Source organism: Pseudomonas sp. SIMBA_068 (assembly GCF_046534705.1).
Taxonomy (GTDB): Bacteria; Pseudomonadota; Gammaproteobacteria; order Pseudomonadales; family Pseudomonadaceae; genus Aquipseudomonas; species Aquipseudomonas putida.
In genome coordinates, this window is the sequence record NZ_JAWRYI010000008.1 from 57,557 (window position 1) to 83,346 (window position 25,790).

The following is a 25,790-nucleotide window of genomic DNA, read 5'->3' on the forward strand; positions in this document are numbered from 1 at the left end:
TCGCGGGCGGCGCTCGATTTCTGCCACCCCGCAATTACAAAGCCGAACGCTCAGTAGAGGTTAGGCTCCATCTCCAGCTCAACCCCGAACCGCTCCAGGATATCCGCCTGGATCTGCTGAGCCAGCGCATGCATCTGCGCCCCGCTCGCATGCCCGTAATTGACCAGCACCAGCGACTGCAAGCGATGCACGCCCGCATCGCCGTCGCGATGGCCCTTCCAGCCAGCCTGCTCGATCAACCAGCCCGCGGCCAGCTTCACTTGGCCATCGGCCTGAGGATAAGCGACCACTGCCGGGTATTGCGCACGAATACGCTCAACCAGCCCAGCCGACACCACCGGGTTCTTGAAAAAGCTCCCGGCGTTGCCGAGCTCCACCGGGTCTGGCAGCTTTTCACGGCGAATGCTGCAAATAGCATCACTGATCGCCTGCGCAGTCGGCTCGGCCACGCCCTGCTCCGCCAGGCGCTGACGCACCGGGCCATAGTCCAGATGGGCCTGCAAGGTACGGCTCAAGGCAAAACGCACGCGCAGGATCAACCAGCGCCCGGGGTTGCGCTTGAACAGGCTGTCGCGATAACCGAAGGCACATTCTGCCAAACCGAAGTCATGCAGTTCGCCCGTCTCGCGGTCCAGGGCGGTCAGGCCGGCAAACACGTCCTTGATCTCCACCCCATAGGCGCCCACGTTCTGCATCGGTGCGGCGCCCACGGTGCCTGGGATCAGGCTGAGGTTTTCCAGCCCGCAAAAGCCCTGCGCCAGTGTCCACTGAACAAATACATGCCACGGCTCACCGGCCTCGGCTTCGACCACGACATGTTCACCATCGTCGCTGAGCACACGGCAGCCACGGCTGGCCATGTGCAGCACCAGCGCGTCGATATCGCGGGTGAGCAGCAGGTTGCTACCACCACCGATGACCAACACCGGCAGCCCGCGCTGCTGCGCCTGGCCCAGTGCCTGACGCACCTGCTGGTCATCCTGCACCTGGCTGAAGTAACGCGCCTTCACGTCTATGCCGAAGGTGTTGTACGGTTTGAGCGATACCTGCTCCTGCCACTGCCCTGTCATAGCCGCCCCTTGATTTCCAGCACCAGCGCCTGGCAGGCCGCCTCGACCAGGTCGAGCACCTGCTCGAAGCCGTCAGCTCCGCCGTAGTACGGGTCAGGTACCTCATCCAGCACCGAGCCATAGCGGCGCAGGAACAGGTCGAGTTCGCCCGCTGCGGTGTGCGGGCGCAGGGCGCGCAGATCGCGCAGGTTGCTCTCGTCCATGGCCAGGATCAGGTCATACTCGGCAAAATGCGCCGCCTTGACCTGCTGGGCGCGCTGCGGCGACAGGTCGTAACCGCGCGCCAGCGCCGCCTTGCAGGTGCGACTGTCTGGCGCCTTGCCGACATGCCAGTCGCCGGTGCCGGCAGAAGCCACTTGCACCCGGTCGGCAAGCCCGGCGGCCTGCAATTGATGGCGCAGCACGCCTTCGGCGGTAGGCGAGCGGCAGATGTTGCCCAGGCAGACGAACAGGACGCGCATCAAGCCTCCAGCAAGCGCCTTACGCGCTCCAGGTCTTCAGGTGTATCAACGCCCACGGCAGGCGCCTCGATGGCATCCTCGACGTGAATACGCACGCCGTGCCACAAGGCACGCAGCTGCTCCAGCGCTTCGGTCTGTTCGAGCCCGCACGGGCCCCAACCGACAAAGTCCTGCAGGAAGCCGACGCGGTAAGCGTACATGCCGATGTGGCGGCGATACGGCACGCCTTCTGGCAGCACGTTGCGGTCCCTGGCAAAAGCATCGCGGGCCCAGGGCAGCGGCGCGCGGCTGAACGTCAGGGCCAGGCCGTTCTTGTCGCTCACCACCTTGACCGCGTTGGGGTTGAACACGGTTTCCGGCTCATGAATCGGCTCGGCCAGGGTGGCGATGCCAGCTTCCGGGTGCGCAGCCAGGTTGGCCGCCACCTGGTCGATGATCATCGGCGGGATCAGCGGCTCGTCGCCCTGCACGTTGACCACGATGGCGTCAGCCGGCAAGCCCAGGTGCGCCGCCACTTCGGCCAGGCGGTCGGTGCCCGATTCATGGTCGGCACGGGTCATCAGCACTTCGGCGCCGAAAGCCTGGCAGGCTTCCAGGATACTGGCGTCGTCGGTGGCGATGACCACACGGCTGGCAGCACTTTTGCGCGCCTGCTCCCACACATGCTGCACCATCGGCTTGCCGGCAATCGCCAGCAACGGCTTGCCTGGCAGGCGTGTGGAGCGCAGCCGGGCGGGGATCACCACGGTGAAGTCCAGGCTCATTTGTCCAGACGCTCGTCGTCAGTCAGGGTACGCGCCTCGCTTTCCAGCATGACCGGGATGCCGTCGCGGATCGGGTAGGCCAGGCCAGCGCCCTTGCTGATCAGCTCGGTCTTGTCGGCGCTGAGCTTGAGCGGGCCCTTGGTGATCGGGCAGGCCAGGATATCGAGCAGTTTGGTGTCCATTGGAGGCTTCCTTCTAGGCCAGGTGGCCGAAAATTGAAAACGGGCTCAGGGCTTGCGCAGCAGACACTGCAGCTGGTTGTCGAACCAGGCGCTGAAAGCCGGCGTGGGCTGCGCCTCGACGGCCAGGTACCACCAGTCATCAGCGGCGAAGGCCCGGCATTTCACCGCATCCTTCTCGGTCATCACCAGCGGCAGCGGCGGGCTGAAGGCCAGGCTTTGGACACTGAACTGTGCATGGTCGGCGAAGGGATGCGGAACCGGCTGCCAGTTTAGCCCCAGCAGGGTATTGAAGAAACGTTGCGGGTTGCCAATACCGGCCACCGCGTGCAGGCGCTGGCCTGCGGGGAAATGGTCGAGGGCACGACGCTCGCCGCTGCGCAGGTTGACCAGGGCGGACGGCTGCAGGCAGAAGCCAAAACCATCGGCGCGGTCGGCACTGGCACCGTTGAACAGCACCGCGTCAGCATCCTGCAGGCGTTCGGCGGGCTCGCGCAAAGGGCCGGCTGGCAGGCAGCGGCCATTGCCCAGGCCGCGGGCGGCATCGATCAGCACCAGTTCGAGGTCGCGGGCCAGGCGGTAGTGCTGCATGCCGTCATCGCACAGGATCAGGTCGAGCGGTTCGCTGGCCAACAACGCCTGCACAGCGCGGGAGCGGTCGGGGTCGATCATCAGCGGCACGCCGGTGCGCTGCACGATCAGCAGCGGTTCATCGCCCGCCTGGTCGGCCGGCTGGTCGGCCTGCACCCGCCAGGGCAGCTGCGGCGGCTTGGCACCATAGCCACGGCTGACCACGCCCACCTTCAGCCCCTGCTGGCGGCAGTGCTCGATCAGCCAGAGAATCATCGGCGTCTTGCCGGTGCCGCCCACGGTGATGTTGCCCACCACGATGATTGGCACTGGCGCCCGGTAGCTGGCACTTTCGCCACTGAGAAAACGTGCCCGCTTGCGCGTGACCACGCGGCGGTACAACGCCTCCAGCGGGCGCAGCAGCGCCAGCGCTGGGTGCCCGGCGTACCAGGCGGCGAGCAAACGGTCGGCGAAAGCCATCAAGGCGTGCCCTGGGCCGCCTCGACGGTGGTCATGCGCAACTGGCTGAAACCGAGCTTGCCGGCGGCGTCCATTGCGGTGACCACAGCCTGGTGCGGGGTCTTGCCGTCGGCGCTGATGGCCAGCGGCAGCTTGTTGTCACCGCCCGACTCACGCTCGATGGCCTCGCTCAAGGTGGCCAGGTCGCTCTTGGGCAGCAGGTGGTTGTTCACCGAATACACGCCTTCGGCGCTGATGGTGATTTCCACCAGCTTGTCCTGGTCGGCCGGCGCCTTCTCGGCGCTGGCAGCTTCGGGCAGCTCGACGCGCAGCTGGGTCTCGCGGGTGAAGGTGGTGGTGACCACGAAGAACAGCAGCAGGACGAACACCACGTCGATCAACGACGCCAGGTTGATGTCAACGTTCTCCCGCTGGCGATTGCGCCGGAACTTCACGCCTTGCCTCCGGCCACTTCCACTTCACGGTCGCCCTGGATCACTTCCACCAGCTTGATTGCCTCCTGTTCCATGCCCACCACCAGCTCATCAATGCGGCGCAGCAGGAAGCGGTGGAAGAACACCGCCGGGATACCGACCATCAGGCCGGCCGCAGTGGTGACCAGGGCCTTGGAGATACCACCGGCCAGCACGGACGCATTGGCATTCATCTGCGAGCCCATGAAGGCGCTGAAGATGTCGATCATGCCCAGCACGGTGCCCAGCAGGCCCAGCAGCGGGGCCATGGCGGCGATGGTGCCGAGCGTGCTGATGTAGCGCTCCAGTTCGTGAATGACGCGCGAGGCGGCTTCCTCGATGCACTCTTTCATGATTTCGCGGCCATGGCGCGAGTTGGCCAGGCCCGCGGCAAGGATTTCGCCCAATGGCGAATCGGCGCGCAGGGCCTTGAGCTTGTCACTGGTCAGTTGCTTGTCCTTGATCCACATCCACACCTGGCCCAGCAGGTGCGGCGGGGTGACGCGACTGGCGCGCAGGGTCCACAGGCGCTCGACGACGATAGCCATGGCAGCGATGGAACTCAGAATGATCGGCAGCATCATCCAACCACCGGACTTGACCAATTCCCACACAGTAAACGCCCCTTCGCAAAAAGGCCGCCACTCTACCATAGGCGCGCCGAGGGCTCATCTGCCGGAGGTCAGGGAATTGGCGTATGCACCGGCCTGCCTCCCGCTCACTCAGCTCGAACCCGCCAAAACCGCCGCTGCCCCCTCATACCTTCGACTTCGCCATGCTGCCCCACCACCAACCTCAATGCCCCCTCCACCGCCGTGTCATGCACCGCCAGCCCATGCCGCTGATAACGCTCCATCACCCGAACATGCGGGTGCCCGAAGCTGTTGTTGCGCCCTCGCGAAATCAATACCCCACGCGGCGCAGTAGCCCGGATGAACGCCTCGGTCGACGAACTGCGGCTGCCATGGTGCGGTGACTGCAACCAGTCGATACGCGGCGTTTCATGGTCCGCCAGCCAGGCCCGTTCGGCAGCAGCTTCCATATCCCCCGCCAGCAGCAAGCGCTCGCCCTGCGCCTCTACCAACAGCACACAGGAACGGTCATTGCTGCTCTGCCCGGCCGCCCAGCGCCACAGCGAAAAGCGCACGCCATCCCAGTCCCATTGTTCGCCACTGGCACAGGGCTGCAATGGCACTTCTTCCAGCGCTTCCCCGCCGATCAGCCGCCTGACCGGCAGACCACGCTGTATGGCCGAGGCACCACCCGCATGGTCGGCATGCGCGTGGCTGATCACCATCGTGTCCAGGCTGCCCACCCCCAGCTTGCGCAACGTCGGTAGCACCACCCGCTCCCCAAGGTCGCTTTCGCCTCTGGCCGGCCCGGCGTCGTACAGCAGGCTGTGATGCCGGGTGCGCAACAGCACCGCCAGCCCTTGGCCAACGTCCAGCTGCCAGACCTCGACCTGCCCGTGGGGCACCGGTTCCCTGGGCACCCACAAGGCCAGCAGCATCACCCCGCCCAACCCGCGCAGCGGCACACCACGGGGCAGCAAAACCAACAGAGCGCCCAGGCTCACCAATAGCCAGGCCCATAATGGCAGGGCCGGCGCCACCCATGCCGGACGCTGCTGCGCCACCAGCGCCAGCAGCCGGAACAGCCCATCCAGCAGGCCACCCGCCAGCCATAGCAACGCCTCCCCTACCCCGCCCAGTGGCAGCAGCAACGTACCCAGCAGTGCCAAAGGCAGCACCGCCACGCTCACCCAAGGCACTGCGACAAGATTGGCCAGCGGCGCACTCAGGCTCACCGGCAAGCCCGTGGCCAGCAACACCGGCAGCAGGCCGATGGCGATCACCCATTGCGCGCGCGTCCAGGCCTGCCAAGGCCGCCAGCCCCCTAGCCGGGCACTGAAGCAATAGACAAGCGTGGCCACCGCCGTAAATGACAGCCAGAACCCAGGCAGCAGCGCTGCCAGTGGTTCGACCAGCAGCACCGCGACCAGCGCCAGCAACAGCGGCAGCGTCGCACCGAGGTGGCGAAAGCGCAGGCGCCAGAGCAACACCACCGCCAGCATCAGGCAGGCGCGCTGCACCGGCACCCCAGCACCGGCCAGCCAGCCGTAGGCCAGCGCCGCCGCCATGGCCAGACCACACGCCCAGGGCAGCCACGGCAACCGAGCGGGCCACAGCCCCCAACGCGCCAGTCCGGCGACCAGACCGTACAGCAAGCCGGCCACCAGGCCGATGTGCTGGCCAGAGATCACCAACAGGTGCACCGTGCCGGTGGCTTGCAACGTCTGCCAGTCCTCCCGGGCCAGGCCTGTGCCGTCGCCAAGCACCAGTGCCACCAACGCGGCCTGCCGGCCATTGGCTTCGACCGCCAGCAAACGCTGACGCAGCACATCGCGCCAACCACCGGTTACCGGCGCCAGCAGTTGCCCGGCTTTTACCGTACCGGTGGCACCCACCCGCCGCGCCAGCAGTTGCGCCTCCCGGTCGGGCCCATGGGGGTTGAGCAGCCCGGCGGGGCGCTGCAAGGTCACGGCCAGCCGCCACTGCTCACCGGCCCGCAGCGGCGGCCCGTCGAACCAGCTCAGTTGCAACCGTTGCGGCAGCTCGGCCCGCCGCGAGTGTGCTACCTCCAGCTCGAAGCGCACGCCTTGCGCCGTTCGGGCTGGCAAGCCGACCACCCGCCCCTCCAGCCACAAGGTGCGGCCATCCAGGCCGTCAGCCAGGCGATCATCCAGGGCGTGCTGAGCAGACCAGCACGCCCAGCACAGGCCCAGCAGAAAGCAGCCCAACGGCCAAGCGCGGGAAAACAGGCTTAGGACAGCGAAGGTCGCCAGCGCTAGCAGCCATCCGACCGATGGCAATACGGGGAGAAAGCCCAGGCACAGCAGCCCGAGCGCGAGCGCAAACATCCCTGTGCGCATGAGGTAGAGCTCCAGAAGGTAAATCACCCCCTGAGGCATAGCTCAATTGCCGGCAAAGCTTGCTCAACAATTGTCACAAACTCTAAACGAGACTGCGCAGGATTAAGGGCATACTGCGCGGATCAACGCTCCGGGAGCCTACATGCCGCGCCGCCTTTTCAAACGCTACATGCCGGACCCGACCAGCATTCGGGAACACAAGTCCTTACGCTTTTTCGGCAAGTTGCTGCACGACCCCAACCTCTGGCACCTGAACCGCCATTCGGTGGCACGGGCCATGGGCGTGGGCCTGTTCGCGGCGTTGATTCCCGTCCCCATGCAGATGCTGCTGGCGGCGGCGCTGGCAATCCCGGTACGTGGCAACTTGCCGATCGCGGTCAGCCTGGTGTGGCTGACCAACCCGCTCACCATGCCGCCGGTGTTCTTCGTCACCTACATGACCGGCGCCTGGCTGATGCAGGTGCCGCCGCGCACATTGCCCGACGAACTGACGTTCGACTGGATCACCGACCAGCTTGCCACCGTGTGGCAGCCGTTCCTGCTGGGGTCGGTGGTGTGCGGGGTGGTGCTGGGCATTGCCGCCTACTTCACCACCCTGCTGTACTGGCGCTGGTGGATTGGCCGGCAGTGGCGCCGGCGCAAGCTCAGATGTTCACAACAGGGCTCATGCCCGCATCCCGCGGCCGCTGACCAGCAGGCGGATGCACAACGTGTAGAGCACTGCGGTGGCCACAAGCATGAAGGTGATCGCCGTGCCAATGCTGATATCCGACACCCCTAGGATGCCGTAGCGGAACGAGTTCACCATGTGCAGCACCGGGTTGGCCAGCGACACGGTCTGCCAGAATGGCGGCAGCAGGTTGATCGAGTAGAACACCCCGCCCAGGTAGGTCAGCGGCGTCAGCACAAAGGTCGGGATAATCGAGATATCGTCGAAATTGCGCGCAAACACGGCGTTGACGAAGCCCAGCAGCGAGAAGATGGTGGCCGTCAGCAGCACCACGACCACGGTCACGCCCAGGTGGTGCACCTGCAGGTCGGTGAAGAACATCGACAGGATGGTTACGATCACCCCCACCGCCAAACCGCGCAGCACGCCGCCCAGCACATAGCCGACAAGAATGGTGTGCGGCGACACCGGTGACACCATCAGCTCTTCGATCGAACGCTGGAACTTGCTGCCGAAGAAGCTCGACACCACGTTGCCGTAGGAGTTGGTGATCACCGACATCATGATCAGCCCCGGCACGATGTACTGCATGTAGGTGAAGCCACCCATGTCGCCAATCTGTCGGCCGATCAGGTTACCGAAGATGACAAAGTACAAAACCATGGTGATCGCAGGCGGCAGCAACGTCTGCGGCCAGATGCGCAAGAAGCGCCGCACTTCGCGGTAGACGATGGTGTTCAGGGCGACCCAGTTGGTGCGCAGCTCCACACTCATACGGCCACCTTCGACAGGTTTTTTTCCACCAGGGACACGAACAGCTCCTCGAGTCGGTTGGTCTTGTTGCGCAAGCTCTGCACCTCGATGTTCTGCAGCGCCAGCTGGCCAAACAGCGCGGTGATGCCGATGTCCTTCTCCACCTGCACTTCCAGGGTATGCGGGGTCAGCAGCCGGCACGGGTAGCCCTGCAATACCGGCGCCGCGGCCAGGTCCTGCTTGAGGTCGAGCACGAAGGTTTCGACATGCAGCTTGCCCAGCAACTGGCGCATGCTGGTGTTCTCGACGATGGTGCCATGGTCGATGATGCCGATGTTACGGCACAGCTGTTCAGCCTCTTCCAGGTAGTGGGTGGTGAGGATGATGGTGATGCCCTTCTGGTTCAGCTCGGTGAGGAAGCTCCACATCGAGCGGCGCAGCTCGATATCCACCCCGGCGGTGGGTTCGTCCAGGATCAGCAGGCGCGGTTCGTGGATCAATGCACGGGCAATCATCAGACGCCGCTTCATGCCGCCGGACAACGAACGCGACTGCACATCACGTTTGTCCCACAGGCCCAGCTGGGTCAGGTACTGCTCGGCGCGCTCCTTGGCCAGCTTGGGCGGAATACCGTAATAGCCGGCCTGGGTCACGACGATGTCGAAGGTTTTCTCGAACTGGTTGAAGTTGAATTCCTGCGGCACCACACCCAGGCAGCGCTTCAGCGCTGAAGGCTCGCGGTCCAGGTCATGGCCGAACACGCTCACCGTGCCGCTGGTCTTGTTTACCAGGGTGGAGAGAATGCCGATGGTGGTGGATTTGCCGGCGCCGTTGGGGCCGAGCAAGGCGAAGAAGTCGCCTTCGGCAACATCGAGGTCGATGCCTTTGAGGGCCTGGAAGCCATTGCCGTAGGTCTTGGTCAGCTGTCGGATGGACAGGGCGGAACTCATAGCGGGTCATTTACCGAAAAAAGGTGCAGGACACGCCAGGTAAAGTCACTGGCGCAGTGAGTGCAGCCATGGTGCAAGGCCAGGCCGCACAAGTACAGTCACATCTATTGATAATGACTATCGAAGCAGGTTCAAGTGAGCGCGGTCATCACCGCGGCCTGGTAGGCCGGGCGTTGTTTCAGGCGTTCATACCAGGCTTCCAGGTTGTACATGGCCGGGCGCTCGATGGGCATTTCGAACCAGGCATAGATGAAGCTACCCAGTGGGATGTCGCCCATGCCGATCCGGTCACCGGACAGGTAGGGCTGTTTGGCCAGGGTTTCATCGGCAATGGCCAGCAGCTGGGCGCACTGCTTGTGCGCGGCGTTGATCGCCACCCAGTCGCGCTGGTCTTCCGGGGTGCGCAACAGGCCCCAGAACAGCGGACGGAACGGTGCGGCGAAGGACGAGGTGGTCCAGTCCATCCATTTGTCGGCCAAGGCGCGCCGGCGCGGGTCCTCCAGGTACCAGCCCTGCTCTGCGCCGTACTCGGCGCACAGGTAGCGGACGATGGTGTTGGACTCCCACAGGGTCAGGTCGCCGTCTTCGAGCATGGGCACCAGCCCGTTGGGGTTGCGGGCGCGGTAGTGCGGCTCGTTGACCACGCCGAAAGCGCCACCGGCGTCGATGGACTCGAAATCAAGGCCCAGTTCCTGGGCAATCCACAGTGCCTTGCGCACATTGCTCGAATTCTTGCGGCCCCAGATCTTCAGCATGGCAACGTCCTTATAAATGCGGAGGTGGTGCAGTCTACTCCAGACCTTCGCCGCCTGTACCGGCCTCTTCGCGGGCACGCCCGCGAAGAGGCCGGTACAGGCGAACAAATCAACTGAAACTCCCGCTGCCACACCCTGTCACTGTTCTGAAGCTGCCGTTCACAGCATTGCGTCTAAGCTGTCTGGGACGGCTCAAGCCCTTGGTTCCAAGGAGGACCGATTATGTTGCTGTTGTGGTTGGTAGTGCTGGTGATCGGCGCGGCGTACCTCACGCACCGGCGCCTGGCGCCCTTGCAGATTCTCGGCATCATGGCGGCCTATGTGCTGCTCATGGGCATTTTCAGCAGCGCGCCCGGCTGGCTTCTGGCTGTGATCTGGATCGTACTGGCCTTGAAGACCGCCCTGGTTGCGCTGCCGGAGTGGCGCCGCAAAGTGTTCACCGGCCCGGTATTCAGCTGGTTCCAGCGCACCCTGCCGCCAATGTCGCAAACCGAGCGCGAGGCCATCGATGCCGGCACGGTATGGTGGGACGGCGAACTGTTCAGCGGGCGCCCCGATTGGCGCACATTGCTGGCTTACCCGGCACCGAAGCTGACCGAAGAAGAACAGGCCTTCATCGACGGCCCCACTGAGGACCTGTGTGCCATGGTCAGCGACTGGCAGATCGGCCAGGACCTGGACCTGCCGCCCGAAGCCTGGGACCACATCAAGCAGCATGGTTTCTTCGCGCTGATCATCCCCAAGGAATATGGCGGCAAAGGCTTCTCTGCCTACGCGCATTCGCAGGTGGCGATGAAACTGGCCACCCGCAGTGGTGACCTGGCCTCCACGGTGATGGTGCCCAACTCCCTCGGCCCTGCCGAACTGCTGCTGCACTACGGCACCGACGAACAACGCAACCACTACCTGCCCCGCCTGGCCCGAGGCGAGGAAATCCCCTGCTTCGCCCTGACCGGCCCGCTCGCTGGCTCTGATGCCGGCGCCATGCCCGACACTGGCATCATCTGCAAAGGCCAGTGGAATGGCGAAGAAGTGCTGGGCCTGCGCCTGAACTGGGAAAAGCGCTACATCACCCTGGGCCCGGTCGCTACCCTGCTGGGCCTGGCATTCAAGGCCTACGACCCGGACCACCTGCTGGGCGATGAGGAAGAACTGGGCATCAGCCTTGCGCTGATACCCACCGATACCCCCGGGGTGGAAATCGGTAAACGCCACCTGCCACTGGGCGCCGCGTTCATGAATGGCCCCAACAGCGGCAAGGACGTGTTCGTCCCGCTGGATTCCCTCATTGGCGGCCAAGCCATGCTCGGCAAAGGCTGGATGATGCTGATGAACTGCCTGTCGGTGGGCCGCTCCATCTCACTGCCTGCCGTGGGTACAGGGGCTGCCAAGTACACCAGCCTGGTCACCGGCCAGTACGCCAATATCCGTGAGCAGTTCAACGTGCCACTGGCGGCCTTCGAGGGCATCCAGGAATCACTGGCACGCATTGGCGGCAACGCCTGGCTGATGGACAGTGCCCGCCTGCTGACCGCCAAGGCGGTGGACCTGGGCGAAAAGCCCTCGGTGCTGTCGGCGATCCTCAAGTACCACCTGACCGAGCGTGGCCGCGAATGCATCCAGCACGCCATGGACGTGCACGGTGGCAAGGGCATCATCATGGGCCCGAACAACTACCTGGGCCGCAACTGGCAAGGTGCGCCGATCTTCATCACGGTCGAGGGCGCCAACATCCTTTCGCGCAACCTGATGATCTTCGGCCAAGGCGCCATTCGCTGCCATCCGTTCGTGCTCAAGGAAATGGCATTGGCCGGGCGTGAAGACCACGATCAGGCACTCAAGGAATTCGATGACCTGCTAATGAAACACATCCTGTTCGCCGCCGGCAATGCGGCAAGCACCCTGGTCTACGGCCTGGGGCTGGGTCGCTTTGAGCGGGTGCCGGGCGATGCCCTGAGCCAGGGCTACTTCCGTGCCCTTAACCGGCAGGCGGCGGCGTTTGCCATGATGGCCGACCTTTCGATGATGCTGCTGGGTGGGGCGCTCAAGCGCCGCGAGCGCCTCAGCGCTCGACTTGGCGATGTGCTGAGCTACCTGTACCTCGCCAGCGCCGCCCTGAAGCGCTATCACGATCAGGGCTCGCCTGAATACCTGCAGCCGCTGCTGCGCTGGGCCATGGAGGAAAGCCTTGCGCAAACGGAGCGTGCGCTGGACCGCCTGCTCGACAATTTCCCCAACCGCTTCGCCGGCTGCGCGCTGCGGGTACTGGTATTCCCCTTCGGCCGCCGCCATAAGGGCCCCAGTGATGAACTGGATGCCGAGGTGGCCGAGCTGATCGGCCGGCGCAAGGGCGATCCGGCGCTGGAGGAACTGCTGGCCGGCTGCTACCGCCCGCAGGCACAACACGACCCGGTCGCGGATCTGCAACGGGCCAGTGACCTGCTCGAAGACACGGCACAGTTGAGCAAGGCCCTGTACCAAACCGTCAAGGAAGGCAAAGTCCAGCCAGCCCCCGGCCAGTCCGGTATCGACGCCGCCGTCGAGGCAGGCGTGCTGCAACCCGGCGAGGGCCAGCGGCTGCACGAGGCCGAACAGGCTCGGCGCAAGGTGATCGATGTCGATGCCTTCGACAAGGCGCAGTTGCTCGCCGAACCGGGCAAGGTGCGCTGACCCTTCGCGAGAAACGGGGGGGCGGCGTATACTCCGCCCCCGTTTCAGCCATACCGAGGACCCATTCCATGGCCAACCCCTACCTGGAATATCACCTGCAACTGCTCCAGCACCTGCGCACCATTCTGCTGGCGCTGGGTGAAGCAGAGCAGGTGCCAGAAGAAAGCCACGCCCTGTTCCTCGAACGCTTCGACGAACTGCTGACGCTATTGCCGCAGGATCCGCTTGAGAGCCAGTACCTGGGCCAGGACCTGATGTGTCAGGTTATCCAGCGTTACCCGCAGATCGCTCATCTGGTGCCGCGTGACTTGCTGTGGTTCTTCGCTGGCGATTGCCTGCACTTCATGCCAGACGAGGAGCTGGCGCTTTATCAGCAGCTTGAAGAGCGTCGTCACGAGGCCGAGTTGAACGCAGAGCCATTCGACTGGAACCTGGAAAAGCAACTGCTGAGCCAGAGTGGCCCAAGCAGTACCCATTAACCTGATTTCACGTGCCCTGGTAACGCCAGGGCACCTGTGGACGCTTACACCTCAAGATCTTGTAACAAAGCGAAAGATCGCAAAGTTTTCCGGCTTATTCCTACAGCCCGATAAATCTCATGACAAATAGAATCAGCGCCGGGGCGAAAACGGGAAACTGGAAAGACCCAGCCCACCCCCGCACTGAAACTTGACCCATTTACCCAATCAGGTTATGTCATGAAGAAGTCCTTAGTACTATCCCTCGGCCTGCTTACTGGCCTGGCAAGCAATGCTGCATTCGCTTCCGGCTCGATATTCTTTGAAGGCCGCATCACGCCCGAAACGTGCCCTATCGAGATCGTCAATCCCGGTGACGGCAATGTCAGTGACCGCGTCGCCATGGGCGAAATTCCCATGGGGCGATTCCCCGCTGCCAATGTTGAAGTCCGTGGCGCATCTTTTAACATCCGCGTACCCGACAAAACAGTCTGTGGCATCAGCGAAGACAATGCCTTCGTAAAGTTTGACGGTGCCGCTGATGCCAGCGGCGACTATTTCAGCATTGGTACCAGTGTCGGCACGGCAGAAAACATCTCGATTGTGATCAGGGACAGTTCCAAGGCCTCGATCAAACCCGGTGGAACCTCGGTTGATTATCCACTCAACGCGACAGGCCCAACCGACCTCCGGTTCGACGCCTACTACCGTTCCACTGCCAGCACCGTGACGCACGGCCTTGCATCCGCCCAGGTTCGTTACACAGTCGACTATCAATAATTACGCATAAATTCTGTGCAGTCCTTGCACGGTTAAACCATCCAGGCGTAGTTGTGCGTCTGGATGCAGCGAGTTACCCGATGACCAATCCGTCAATATTCACGATACCCGCCCGCGTCGTTGCTTGCGCCTGCCTGACCTTATGGATGCTTACCCTCTCGGTAAGCAGTCATGCCGCCTTGACATTAAACAACACACGCCTCGTTTTCAACGGTGACAAACGCAGTACATCCGTCGTTGTTCGAAACCCATCGAAAAGCATTTATGCCGTGCAGGCCTGGATAAATACGGACGCCGACGACAATACGACCAGCGTACCCTTTGCAACGTCCCCACCGCTGTTCAAAATCAACCCGAACAGTGAACAACTTCTAAAGATAATTGGACTGCCCAATACACTGCCGCACGACCGCGAGTCGCTGTTCTTCTTCAACGTGCAGGAGATTCCGCAAGTCAGCAGCGACACGGGCAATCAACTCAACATCGCCTTGCGCACACGCATCAAACTGTTCTATCGGCCGCCCACACTCAAGGGTACGCCGACCGATCACTTGAGCTCGCTGACATTTTCCTTGAGCGTACGTAACGGGGTGGAGCAGTTGGTGGTCAAGAACCCATCGCCTTTCCACATCACCTTCAACCGCCTGGAGGTGAATGGCCCAGGCCAGCAACACACCTTGAAAAACACCGCCATGCTGGAACCCTTTGGCGAAAAAGCCTACCCGCTGACCGGCATCACTCGCGCCTCCAGCCTGCAGGCCCGTTTTTCCATCGTCAATGACTACGGTGGCTTCACCGAACCGCTGAGCGCGCCTATTCAACTGGCCAACTAGGGCCTGCCTCGCACGCAAACAGGAATCGTCATCATGGTCCTCCCCCCACTACGCTGGCGCACTATGCGCCGCCAGCGCAGCGCACTGCTGTGCCTGCTGGGTAGCTCCACCTTGCTCTCAGCGCCCTATTCCCAGGCAGACTCCGGGTTCCAGAGCGGCTTCCTGCGCCAGGTGCCTGGCCAACCGCAAGCAGCGAGTGCCTGGTCGCTGAGCATGTTGACCAGCGATCAGGGGCTCGCGCCTGGCCGCTACCGGGTAGAGGTACAGGTCAATCTTGAACCTGCCGGCCAGCATGAGCTGGACTTCCAGCCAGGCCCGGACGGCGAGCTGCAGCCTTGCCTGCCAGCCAAGCTGCTTGGCGAATGGGGAATGCGCCTGGACGCACTGGCCAATCCAGAGGATCAGGCGAGTGGCTGCCTGGACTTGCTGGCCGTCGTTCCTGGTGCACAAATCGTCTTCACCCCTGCGGAGCTGCACCTGGCCATCTCGATTCCGCAGATCGCCATGCGCCGGAACACCGCTAACCAGGTCGACCCTTCCCGCTGGGACAGTGGTATCAATGCCGCTTTCATCAACTATCAGGCCTCCACTCTGAACGGCCGCAATCGCTCCTCTGGCCGGTACACCAGCAACGACCTGTACCTGAACAGCGGTATCAACCTGGGCGAATGGCGCCTGCGCAGTACCCAGTCCTGGCGCCAGGACAGCCAGGGCAAAACTGAATGGACCCGGGCACAGACCTACGCACAGCGCGATATACCGGGTACCCTCGCCAATCTGACGATCGGCGAAACCTTCACGGACAGGGACGTGTTCCGTTCGGTGCCGATATCAGGCGTACGCGTGGCCTCGGACATGGGCATGCTGGCCGACAACCAGCGCGGTTATGCCCCGATCATTCGCGGCGTGGCCCAGAGCCGGGCGAAAGTCGAGATCTGGCAGCATGGTTATCCGATCTACTCGACGTACGTCAGCGCCGGCCCCTACGCCATCGACGACCTGAGTACCGCAGGCAGCGGCGAGCTGGAAGTCGTCGTGACCGAGGCCGATGGCCAGGTCCGCCGCTTCATCCAGCCGTACTCGACCATGAGCAATCTGCTGCGCCCAGGCGTATGGCGTTACAGTGCCACGGTCGGGCGCTACAACCCCTCCAGCGCCCTCGAGACCCCTCTGCTCTGGCAAGGCACGCTGGCCGTAGGCTCCTACTGGGACACCACTGTTTACGGCGGCTTGATGGCCAGCGAATTCTACCGCGCGGCCAACCTGGGGTTTAGCAAGGACCTGGGCCACTTGGGTGCAGTGGCCTTCGATGTAACGCAGGCGTCCAGCGCAATCGACAATGCCGATGAGCGCGAGGTGCAGGGTTCCAGTTATGCCCTGAAGTATGCCAAGGCCTTCACCACCCAAACCAACCTGCGCTTTGCCGGATATCGCTATTCGACCCAAGGCTACCGTGACTTCGATGAAGTGGTGCGCCAGCGCAGCCAAGACACTACGTTCAGCGGCAGTCGCCGCAGCCGCCTGGAGGCCTCGGTCCACCAGAGCCTGGGCAGGACCAGCTCGCTGACCCTGACGCTGTCACAACAGGACTACTGGCGCAGCAATGCCACCCAACGGCAATACCAGTTCAACTTCAATACCCATCATCGGGGTGTAGGCTACAACCTGTTCGCCTCACAATCGTTGACCGACCGTTACGGCAGTGATCGTCAGTTCGGCCTGAGCGTGACGATACCCTTGCATTTCGGTCACCGCGCCAATGCGACCTTCGACCTGCAGCACAACGCCAACGGCTACAGCCAGCGCGCCACGCTCAGCGGCAGTGACAGCGCGCTGAGCTTCAGCACCAGCCTGAGCCGTGACGAACACGCCCGCAAGACAGCAGCACTGTCACTCGGCCATCAGGCGCCCTATGCCAGCGTGAGTGCTGGCTATACCGAAGCCGACAACTACCGCAGCCTGTCCTTGAATGCCAGTGGTGCGGTGCTGCTGCATGCTGACGGGCTGGAGTTCGGCCGATACCTGGGAGATACCGCGGCCTTGATCGAAGTCCCTGGCGTGGCCAATGTGGGCCTGCAAAACGCAACGGGTACGCGCACCAATTCACGCGGTTATGCACTTTTGCCCTACTTGCAACCGTACCGGACCAATTCGGTCGTCCTGGAAACCAACCGTCTCGATCCTGATGTGGAAATCGACAACGGCATCGCCCAGGTAGTGCCTCGCCAGGGTGCAGTGGTCAAGCACCGCTTCGAGGCACGCCGCGTTTCACGCCTTGTACTGACCCTGCACGATACCCAGGGTCAACCGCTGCCCTTTGGGGCCCGGGTGCTGGCCCAGAACGGTACCCGACTCGGCATGGTCGGGCAGGCGGGCCTGGTAATGCTCACCAACCCCAGCCAGGAGCAACCGCTACAGGTGAGTTGGGGCGACCAGCCCAACGCCGGCTGCCAGGTGCATCTCGATGAACTGGACGCTCCCGTCGTCGACGGCTATCGCCAGCAAACCCTGACCTGTATCTAGCAACCTTCACGCGGTGCCGCCTTACCCACGGCCGTACCGCGTCTTTCAGGACCCCCATGAAAAACATCAACAAGACCCTTTTCAAGGCGCTGCTCGCCACCCTGGCATGGCCGGCTGCAAACGCCATGGCCATGCCGGTAGACCGGACCGGCTGCGAGTTCCAACAGCTGACCAGCGCAAACCTCAAGGTCCATATCCGCGACCTGTACACCCTTTATGTGCCACGCGATGCGCGGATCGGCACAACGATCGGCACCCCTGAGCTGCTCGACGGCACTATCGACCAGAACAACCTTACCCTCCGGTGCCGGACCTACGGCGAGCGGATAAATTTCAACTTCCAGGCCGCCCGCGGGGTACATCCTCCCCTGCCTGCGGTTGATGGACGCTTCCTCGACGCCCCCGTCCTCAGGACCAACATTCCAGGCATCGGAGCGATCGTAGAGTTGCTGTACCCCTTTCTCGGTGGCACCGACCAGTTCATCCCCGACAGCAGGCCACCCAGGGTGCCGTTCACGGCCTATTACGAGCAGACCCAGTTGGGCCCGGCCACGCTATCCACGTTCAGGCACAGGATCACGCTGGTCAAGACCGGCGATCTGCCGCCCGGCGAGCATGAGTTGGATGGCGTACTGGTGACCGGCCATCTGGACTGGGGAGGCTTTGGCAAAGTTCTGGAATACACCCTCAGGGCAAAGGTCATCCAGACCCAGTGCGATGCTTCAGCAGACGTCAGTGCCAACCCGGTGGACCTTGGCGAATGGAGCGTCAACGACTTCACCGGCCCAGGCTTCACCACGCCCCCTGCAGCATTCCAGGTCCGCTTGAACAACTGCAAGGTGGACCCTGACCCGGGTAACGAGGCCCTCGCTACCATCGAACTCGATGGCATCAATGGTTCTCGACCGATTGGCCCTGCGGATGAAAACGTGTTCAGCCTGACCGACGACTCCGCAGCCCGTGGCATAGGTATTCAGATGCTGTACAACGGGGTATCGATGCCCCTGAACAAAGAGATCGACCTGGTACCCCTGACGAGCAGAAAGGTGCCTTTGAATTTTCAGGCTCGCTTCTTCCAGACAGAACCCAACAGCAGCCTGCGCCCGGGCTTGGCCAAGGGTGCCTTGAACTTCACCATTCGCTACCGCTAAATGCGACAAGGCCGGTTCCCATACCGGCCTCGTCGGCCCCGGTGCCCTTAGCCAGGTGTCGTGCCGGACAGAATGTTCTCTGGGTCATAGTTGTAGCGACAGCGTTCACCGTCCGGGGTCTCGACCCTGAGCAAACGGTTGAGCCCGTCATACGTCAGTACCCGCCCCTGCTCATCACTGATCAGGTTGCCATTGTCGTCGTAATGCAACTCTATAGCCAGCTGCGGATCGTATTTGACGATCTTGAACAACTCCTCCAGGTCGTGATCGACGTCATAGGTCTCCAGTAGCGCATCAGGCGGAATGATCCGGCTCATTTGTGCCGGATCGCTATTCTTGAATTCGTACAAGGTCCGCTGCCACGACTCGTCCGGGCTGAAAGTGATCACCGAGAGGATGTTGTCCAGGCCATCGAAGCCGAATATCTGCCTGGCAATGGTTTGACCGGAGGGGTCCACGGGCGCTTCAGGGCCATCACAGGTGTATATCTGCAGCCGCCCGCGCCGGTCGTACAGGTAAGTCTCATGCCGCAACAGCGTGGCCTGGCTTTCGTCGCTGCCCTTCGGGCGCTCTTTCAGAGTGCGGAACTTCAAACAATCGAACTCATCATAGTCCTGTGCCAACGTTTGCACGGTGTCACCAAAATCGAAGGTCCGCAGGATCTCCCTGTCGAATTCATCGTACTCGAGCAGAATTGCCAAAGCATTCCCGGTGCTGGCATCGGTGGTGGTAATGGACTCCATGCGTCCTTGGGGGTCATACCCGAACGTCGACTCCAGCAGCAGTTGCCCGGCAGGCGCACGCTGCAGCCGGTAGCGAGTCCTTTTGGGCTCAGGCGCGTGCAGCGTGGTTTTTTCCAGGCGCCCGACATCGTCGAAATCATAGAGCTGTGTCTGCCCCAGCACATCCACATAGGCACGCAAGCGACTGCGAAAACTGTAGTCGTAGGCCATGCTGAACACTTCACCATCCACCGTACGCGACTCGTGCTTGACCTCACCGTTGCTCAGGAAATGGCTACGGTCCAATGTGTAACCGGAATTCTCGTCATCCCCAGGCTCTTCGCAATGGGTAAGCCTGGCATTTTTCTCGTCATACGTGTATTTCGCTTCCTTGCCGGATAGGACCCGAAGGACGGGCTCTTCACCCAACTCTGGCCGGTAATGGTACTCGATCCGGGTACCATCCGGCGCCTCCACCCAGTGCGGTTGCCGCTCACCTGGGTCATATTCGAATTTCTGCTCTCGCCCTCCGGTGATGGCCACGGTTCGCCGCTCAAGGCCATCGAACACCTGTTCGCCCAACAACACGGCGGCGTTTTCGGTGTTACCCACCTTGATGCTGACCGGCAGGTCATTGCGACTGTGCCCGGCATAGGTGCGATAGACCGTGTTGACTCGATCTGCCAGCCGTTCCTCGCGGACACGGTCGAAAGCGTCGTAACGATACTCAACCACACGCTGGCCTGTACCGCTTCCTTGAGCTTCCCTGCTCAGCCGGCCAAGCCCATCGTAGTCATTGACCTGCAAGCTGATACTGGTGCTTCCATCCAGGGCAAATCGCTCGATCCGCACCGGCTTCTCGAACAGGTTGTACCACGTCTCGTTGATGCCGCTGACCCGTGAGTGCTCCACCTCTCGCCAGGCGCGATGCACCGGACCGTCCTTGCTCGCCACCTGGTCGATCTCCTCGACTTGAGTCGTGCCATCCGGATTCAGGACAGCGTACCTCTGGCCCCAGTCGTCGTAACTGATGTGGCTGGTCAATTCCAGCAACCCATCACCCAGCCAGTCGATTTCGGTTTCCTCGACCAGCTGGTCCAGTTCGTCGTAACGTGCGCGGTAGATAGGCCGCAAAGCACCAGCATACGTCGCGCTGTCCTTGTCTGCGCGCTCTTCGAAGATGGGTCGGCTGAGCCCGTCGAGCAGCGTGTGCGTCTCGACTTGCTTCACGTCATAGGCCCATTGCTGGGCCTGCTCGTTGTCGTATGCGCAGAGGAAGTACTTGTAATTGCGTTCCGCTTCGAAAATCTTGCCTGGCGCCACGACCTCGCGCGTTACCCGACGCAAAGCGTCGTAGTAGTATCGGATTTCGACACCGTTGTCGTCGAGGTTGAGCAGCGGCTCGCCCGTTTCCAGGGAATGTCGCAAGGTGATGGTCTTGGACTCACCGTCAACACCCACCAGCTTTTCCACCGTCTGCAGTGCACGCTCATCGTCCGGCAGGGAGTAGCCATAATGGGTCAGGGTGTCGAACGGGCTGCCCCCATCGACACCGGGGTAACTGACGGTTTGCTGCCTGACTCGCCCATAGCTGAAGCGCTCGGCCGATTCCTCCCGGTAAAGCTTGCTGATTTTTTCCAGGAACGTATCAGGCGCGCTACCTGATTCGCTCAGGGTCTCGCTTTCCAGCAAGCGCCAGGGCTGCTTCAGGTAGCTACCCAGCGGGGTCAGCGCCCGGTACTGGTACGCCTGGGTCAAGGTGGCCGCCGCCCCGTGTCCTGTCGCTGCGGGTTGCACGGTCCGGGTCTTCAGGTTGCGCACGAAACCGTGCTCATCACCCTCCTCCTCAGCCGAGTACCAGACATTGGTTTCCAGTACCTGATTCGGCAAAAGGCGAGTCAACACGTTGCCGTGGCTATCATAGCGGGTGACTCGCTGCTCTTCTCGCTGCCGGGAGGAGTTGCTGATCAGCGACCAACGCTGGGTTTCGTCATGGGGCAGCTGGAAATAAGGCTCCTGGCTCTCGAATTTGCCAGCCTTGTCAGCGTAACGGGTGAAGGCTTGCAACAGCTTGTCACCCTGAGCGGTGGCTTGCTCGGTGAGCAAATGGAAGCGGTTGAATGTACGCGTGATCGTACGCACAGGCTGCCTGAGCACTTCCTGTATCTGTAGCGACTGGTAGGTATAGTCCTCCGGCACCTCATAGAGATTGTCCAGGCCCTCGTCAGACCACGGGATGCTGCTGCCACCGCCGATGAAGTTGTGCGTGCCGGGGTATTCATACCGCACCACTTTCGCCGCCTGACCAAAGCGTGGATCGATTTCATGGCGGGTAACCCTGGGCAGATTTTTGTCACGTGCTGCGCTGCTTGGGAACTCATGCCCGGCGTCCTCGTAGAACACGCGCTCCACCCCACCATAGGGTGTTGTGCACTCAAGTACGCACAAGTACCCCAATACGTAGTCATAAGTGAAGCTCCAGCGGGCCTGATTGGCCGTGGGCAGGATGATCTCACTGACCCGGTTGTCGCTTTCGCGCAACGTCATCGCATACCGGGCCAGCGGGCCACCATCATCACCACCGGAAGGGTAGCAAAGCAGTTCGACACGGCTGTTGTCGCTGCGTAGCAGCCTCAGCAGCACGTCACTTTCATCCTGGACCTCGTCCAAACGCATGTGACCCTCGCCGAAGGGCAGGTAACTCAGGTGCAACATGTGCCCCAGCGGTGAATGCAGCTCCACGGGCAAGGCGACCTCGCCATCTTCCGAGCCCATCACTTCCAGTACCTCGACCAACCCTGAACGGTGCTCCACGCGATAACGTGCGGCACCACCGGGCCCAGGGGGATCCTCATACAGATCGAACTGCCGCAGCTTCTGTTCTTTCATTTCCAGCCGCCCGGTAACCGATGACTTACCGGTGATCCTGTACGTTTCACCACTGCTCAGCGTCACGATGTGCTTGCGTACTTGTGTCAGTTGCAGGTTCCAGCCCTTGCCGAATCCAGAGTCCTCGCCATTCAAAGGGCTATAGAACAACGTCAGTTCGAAACCCGGGCCTTGCAAATCATTACCTTGCAATTCGGGCAGCCTGATCGACACGGTGTATTGCCCGGTGCGAGGATCAACGCCGTTTTCAATATAGGAAGAAAAGTTAAAAGCGTTGGAATGCACTGAAGTGGATGTGCTCATTAGTTAGCTCCATCAAAGAATCTAGACTATTGATGATTACGGATATTCGGGCCCCGGCAACCAAATGCGCACACAAGATAACTTGCCATGGATATTGCCATGATTATAAATATGTTGATCTAGCTCCAATCCCGCCGTCACCACGTCACCTTCAGCATGCGCCTTGAGCTCTTCGATACTCATCCAACCCGTGGTAGTCGGTTGCTTTATTGTTAAAACGCGAAACCTCCAGTCATCCAAATCGCGGCAGTTTGCTTCGGAGTTAAACATCACCGTTGCCGTTGAGGGTACATTATTGAATTTGAAGTAGGAAGCCGAATCATTTTTACAGGTGGTGTCCGACATTACGATGTTTTTGAATCCACCACCCTCTTTCCCCGAGACCGTACATTGCTTGCCACTGGGTAGCCCTGACGGGTCCATATTCTCGGCGAACTGAATCGTACCTGGACGAACTGGCTCAGTCGCTGCCTGGCCCACACTGTGGAAGCCGAAAAACATACCGATTACAAGGGGTGCCATGCAATAACGTTTCATACGTGTTCTCCTTCTTGGTAATTACTAAGCCGGACAATCGAAGTTTGTCTGCCCGTCGGTCGCCAAGGGACCGTGTGGACAAGAATATTACGATCACCGATGGTGTCAGCGGGCAGGTAATCGATCTGGACAATATGCAAATTCGCGTGAGCGTCGCGCAACTGAACAAATAACGGTTTACTCAGCTTATCAAAGACAGCCTTATTATTGGTCGCCTCACCATAGGACAGGTCCCGCCGACGGAAATTGACAATTGCCAAAAGACCGGCCTGGTACACCGAGCTGACTTCACGTTCGACGCCATCGATCAAAGGCTTCGAATCGGGGTCAAAGGAAACAAACTTCGGCAGCGGCTCGTTGTAGCCCTGAAAAACATACCCTGTGTAACTGCGATAGTTCTCTCCAGGAAAAGAACTTTCCCAGCGTACCATCGAGGTATTCACATCCCTGTCGTTATCACTTTCCCTGGCCTTGACGAATTCGGCCGTATAGAAGGTCCCGTGGTTGTAGCTCAACATCCAGTAATCGTCGGTCTCCGGGTGCAGGTCGAAATCTTCGTGCTCCGGTTCTGTCGAGCCCGAGTTACCACCGCCACCCGCCGCCCGTATGCGGGTAAATGTGTAGTCTGTGGATTTGTAGGCGTCCGGCGTGTGTACCTTGACCTCGATTTCGGCATTCTGATGACGGGTGTCGTTCGAGTAGTGCCATATCCCGCTCCTTGCCTGGAAACCGGCGTAAAAAACTTCCGACGAAGAGGTTCCGCGGCGGTGCAAGAACAGCTGCAGGCGGATGGTTCGGTCCTCCACGCCTTGTGGCGCTGCGGGCTGCGGCCCCTGCCCTTCAGTCGCCATCAGACTTTCATTGGCGAGGATAAAATCATTCCGCTCCAGGTGTGTGCGCCAGACATTGCCAGAGCCCGAGCCTATCCCGTCCTCGCACAGAAAAGGAATCTTCTGCCCCGACCTGTCGAACAGCGAGATGGAGGCTATCTCGTCCAGATTCAGTTTATAATCCTTGCCATCCGCCTGCATGGTTTCGATGGTGACCTCGAGTTCCAGTTGCTGGTAACCATTGGAACCCACGGTGCCGGTCACACCGTCAGGGCTCTTGCCGACCGTGAGGGCAAAGCGCTGCAGATCCACCCAGCCGCTGATGGCTTTGACCGCGGTCTCTTTCACCACGCTGTAGCCCGCCGCGAACACGACACCGTTGCGCACCACTTCACAGGTCACTACGTTGGGTTGCGAAACAGCAAGCTCAGAAGCCCGGAAATGGCCCGATGGCGAGACGCTGCCCGGCCCTGCCAGCATCCGCCAACGCCGCGCTTCGTTGGGCATGATACGGTTCACCTCGCTCAGCTGGGTGGCCTCACCGTGGCCGAGCCTGGGTACGAAAGGTGGGTCAACCGAAACCAGTGGCTGGTTGTTCACCAGGACAAGCGCGTTGTAGCCCTTTGCCGTTGAACTGGCTTGCAATCGTTGCACGCCCAGAATCCGCCGGCTGGCTTGCTGATCAGGCACAAAGCGCGAGCGCCCATTGCCCAGGCTGGCTATCTGGCCCAGCGGCTGCCCGAGCATTTCAAAGCTGACGTTGCCTTTACCTGCATTCCACAGATCGATCCCGTTCGCACTCTCTTGCGGGCGATATGCGCCGAAGGCAGGCATCGCCAGCACTGGCTCGGAAATCACCAGTGCGCGGGCGGCGGCATGGTAAGTGTCCTCACCCTGCTTGTATTCAGCTTTGATGATGAATGTCTGCACTTCCTGTCCGATCACTTCCGGTGAAGGGGCCGTGAAAAGGCCATCTCCATCGATCGAACCATGCCCTGCGTCATCATGGCTTTGCGGGTTGATCACCGACCAGGCGCTGGCAGTGATCACCTGATCCTTGCCGTCGTACAGCCGAAACTGCTGCGTCTTGCCGGCCGTCACCACGGTGTCCATGGTCGGTTTCACCGTCAGTTGCGTGCGCAACGGGTCGATATTGCCGAACATGACGCGGTCCAACGGCGTACTGTCCACTTTCTTGACAAAGGCATTGAGCTCAGGGAACAGCAGTCGGGCGAGTAGCTCCAGGCCGTCGTCGGAGGCATGGCCAAGCATGTCCTTGTTCAGCACCAGCGTTGCCGAGTAATCGCCGTCGGGCAACAGATACGGGTAGCTTGTGCCTGGCGGCTGACCATCGATCAGGCTATCGCGCAGGCGGATGAACACCAGCACTGCGCCATCGCCGTAGTTGACGCCATCGCGTACTCGCGCACCAGGTGCCGCCTGGGTGCGCAGGATGAAGCCTGTAGGTGTCAGCGGGCCATAACCAGAAAAGTCCACGGTGCCCAGCTGGAACCTGGCGCAACGGCCAGGCATCTCGCCCATCCAGGCTTGCAGTGCGTCGATCAGCTGCTGAGCGAGGTCGGGTTTATCCTCGAACAGGTTGCTGGTGAACCGCCCCCCCTTGGCAAGGTTGAGCGCAACGAGGCCGTACGGGTGAACCTCACCGCGCACGGTCTCCAGGTCGACCTCCATCTGCAGCCAGTACCCCGACGCCTCGGTGATCTCGACGCTGCTGACCAACTTGCCACTGTTGTTCACCGTACCTTTGATGATGTTCATGGTCAGGGTTGCTTTGGCATCGCTCGTCGACGCATTGCTGAACGACAGCAAGGGCGTACCGAACTCCAGCGACTTAACGCTCACGGCCTCCTTCACCCCCACGCCTGCGAACGTGTGACTGAAAGGCGGGAGGTAGCGGTTTTCCTTGAAGCGCGTCAGGTATTGCTGCTCCAGCAAGCGGTTGAGCCGGTCACGGCTATAGACAGCAACCGCCCCCCAGCCTAGCGTTACTGAGCCCTTTTTCATGTGCTCGAGCAGTTCTTCCAGTGAATTGGACAT

General features: G+C 61.5%; 21 protein-coding genes. 7 read left to right on the forward strand and 14 right to left on the reverse strand.

Annotated features, from left to right (window positions below; genetic code table 11):
- Positions 1-50 precede the first annotated feature (50 nt).
- The 8 genes from murB to SB756_RS18720 all read right to left on the reverse strand — a co-directional run bounded on the left by murB (position 51) and on the right by SB756_RS18720 (position 6,908).
- Entirely contained in the window at positions 51-1,070 is a 1,020-nt protein-coding gene (gene murB / locus SB756_RS18685; protein ID WP_341797946.1) for a UDP-N-acetylmuramate dehydrogenase, read from the reverse strand.
- Positions 1,067-1,531 (reverse strand): low molecular weight protein-tyrosine-phosphatase, encoded by a 465-nt coding sequence (locus tag SB756_RS18690; protein ID WP_049276734.1) that lies wholly within the window; start codon positions 1,529-1,531, stop codon positions 1,067-1,069. The genes murB and SB756_RS18690 overlap by 4 nt, the downstream gene beginning before the upstream one ends.
- A complete protein-coding gene (kdsB, locus tag SB756_RS18695) occupies positions 1,531-2,295 on the reverse strand; it encodes a 3-deoxy-manno-octulosonate cytidylyltransferase (protein WP_341797945.1) in 765 nt (254 codons plus the stop codon). Before kdsB ends, SB756_RS18690 begins: the two co-directional genes overlap by 1 nt.
- The gene (locus tag SB756_RS18700) at positions 2,292-2,477 is read right to left on the reverse strand and encodes a Trm112 family protein (RefSeq protein WP_003247142.1); all 186 of its coding nucleotides are present in this window, start codon (positions 2,475-2,477) and stop codon (positions 2,292-2,294) included. Before SB756_RS18700 ends, kdsB begins: the two co-directional genes overlap by 4 nt.
- A gap of 45 nt (positions 2,478-2,522) precedes the next feature.
- Complete coding sequence (gene lpxK / locus SB756_RS18705) at positions 2,523-3,524, reverse strand: tetraacyldisaccharide 4'-kinase (RefSeq protein WP_341797944.1); 1,002 nt, start codon at positions 3,522-3,524, stop codon at positions 2,523-2,525.
- A complete protein-coding gene (locus SB756_RS18710; RefSeq protein ID WP_016500906.1) occupies positions 3,524-3,958 on the reverse strand; it encodes an ExbD/TolR family protein in 435 nt (144 codons plus the stop codon). The genes lpxK and SB756_RS18710 overlap by 1 nt, the downstream gene beginning before the upstream one ends.
- Positions 3,955-4,590, reverse strand: coding sequence for a MotA/TolQ/ExbB proton channel family protein (locus tag SB756_RS18715; RefSeq protein ID WP_016500907.1), 636 nt, complete (start codon positions 4,588-4,590; stop codon positions 3,955-3,957). The genes SB756_RS18710 and SB756_RS18715 overlap by 4 nt, the downstream gene beginning before the upstream one ends.
- A 104-nt stretch (positions 4,591-4,694) precedes the next feature.
- Positions 4,695-6,908 carry a DNA internalization-related competence protein ComEC/Rec2 gene (locus SB756_RS18720; RefSeq protein WP_410911360.1) on the reverse strand — a complete coding sequence of 738 codons (2,214 nt, stop codon included), beginning with the start codon at positions 6,906-6,908 and terminating at the stop codon, positions 4,695-4,697.
- Between the two features lie 142 nt (positions 6,909-7,050).
- Here SB756_RS18720 and SB756_RS18725 point away from each other — a divergent pair, with 142 nt between their 5' ends.
- Positions 7,051-7,689: a DUF2062 domain-containing protein gene (locus SB756_RS18725; RefSeq protein ID WP_410911362.1), complete on the forward strand. Its 639-nt coding sequence runs from the start codon at positions 7,051-7,053 to the stop codon at positions 7,687-7,689.
- Here SB756_RS18725 and SB756_RS18730 read toward each other — a convergent pair.
- From SB756_RS18730 to SB756_RS18740, 3 genes are all read right to left on the reverse strand, one after another.
- The gene (locus tag SB756_RS18730) at positions 7,573-8,352 is read right to left on the reverse strand and encodes an ABC transporter permease (RefSeq protein ID WP_016500910.1); all 780 of its coding nucleotides are present in this window, start codon (positions 8,350-8,352) and stop codon (positions 7,573-7,575) included. The two genes, SB756_RS18725 and SB756_RS18730, sit on opposite strands and share 117 nt — an antisense overlap.
- Positions 8,349-9,281, reverse strand: a complete 933-nt coding sequence (locus tag SB756_RS18735; protein ID WP_409315476.1) for an ABC transporter ATP-binding protein — start codon at positions 9,279-9,281, stop codon at positions 8,349-8,351. The genes SB756_RS18730 and SB756_RS18735 overlap by 4 nt, the downstream gene beginning before the upstream one ends.
- A 131-nt stretch (positions 9,282-9,412) precedes the next feature.
- Positions 9,413-10,036 (reverse strand): glutathione S-transferase, encoded by a 624-nt coding sequence (locus SB756_RS18740; RefSeq protein ID WP_410911364.1) that lies wholly within the window; start codon positions 10,034-10,036, stop codon positions 9,413-9,415.
- A gap of 222 nt (positions 10,037-10,258) precedes the next feature.
- Between SB756_RS18740 and SB756_RS18745 the strand changes: the two genes are divergently transcribed.
- The 6 genes from SB756_RS18745 (at position 10,259) to SB756_RS18770 (ending at position 18,451) form a co-directional block, all read left to right on the forward strand.
- Positions 10,259-12,706 carry an acyl-CoA dehydrogenase gene (locus SB756_RS18745; protein ID WP_410911366.1) on the forward strand — a complete coding sequence of 816 codons (2,448 nt, stop codon included), beginning with the start codon at positions 10,259-10,261 and terminating at the stop codon, positions 12,704-12,706.
- Between the two features lie 68 nt (positions 12,707-12,774).
- Positions 12,775-13,185 (forward strand): PA2817 family protein, encoded by a 411-nt coding sequence (locus SB756_RS18750; RefSeq protein ID WP_410911368.1) that lies wholly within the window; start codon positions 12,775-12,777, stop codon positions 13,183-13,185.
- 219 nt (positions 13,186-13,404) lie between these two features.
- Positions 13,405-13,944, forward strand: coding sequence for a fimbrial protein (locus SB756_RS18755; RefSeq protein WP_410911370.1), 540 nt, complete (start codon positions 13,405-13,407; stop codon positions 13,942-13,944).
- 80 nt (positions 13,945-14,024) lie between these two features.
- Entirely contained in the window at positions 14,025-14,777 is a 753-nt protein-coding gene (locus tag SB756_RS18760; protein ID WP_341797939.1) for a molecular chaperone, read from the forward strand.
- A gap of 33 nt (positions 14,778-14,810) precedes the next feature.
- Positions 14,811-17,300 carry a fimbria/pilus outer membrane usher protein gene (locus SB756_RS18765; RefSeq protein WP_410911372.1) on the forward strand — a complete coding sequence of 830 codons (2,490 nt, stop codon included), beginning with the start codon at positions 14,811-14,813 and terminating at the stop codon, positions 17,298-17,300.
- Between the two features lie 56 nt (positions 17,301-17,356).
- Positions 17,357-18,451: a fimbrial protein gene (locus SB756_RS18770; RefSeq protein WP_341797937.1), complete on the forward strand. Its 1,095-nt coding sequence runs from the start codon at positions 17,357-17,359 to the stop codon at positions 18,449-18,451.
- 47 nt (positions 18,452-18,498) lie between these two features.
- Here SB756_RS18770 and SB756_RS18775 read toward each other — a convergent pair whose 3' ends face one another.
- From SB756_RS18775 to SB756_RS18785, 3 genes are read right to left on the reverse strand one after another with little or no spacing between them, the layout of a single operon-like run.
- Positions 18,499-22,365 (reverse strand): RHS repeat domain-containing protein, encoded by a 3,867-nt coding sequence (locus tag SB756_RS18775; protein WP_410911374.1) that lies wholly within the window; start codon positions 22,363-22,365, stop codon positions 18,499-18,501.
- A 36-nt stretch (positions 22,366-22,401) separates the two neighbouring features.
- On the reverse strand, positions 22,402-22,902 hold the full coding sequence (locus SB756_RS18780) for a hypothetical protein (RefSeq protein WP_341797935.1): 501 nt from the start codon (positions 22,900-22,902) through the stop codon (positions 22,402-22,404).
- Positions 22,899-25,790: a hypothetical protein gene (locus tag SB756_RS18785; RefSeq protein ID WP_410911376.1), complete on the reverse strand. Its 2,892-nt coding sequence runs from the start codon at positions 25,788-25,790 to the stop codon at positions 22,899-22,901. The genes SB756_RS18780 and SB756_RS18785 overlap by 4 nt, the downstream gene beginning before the upstream one ends.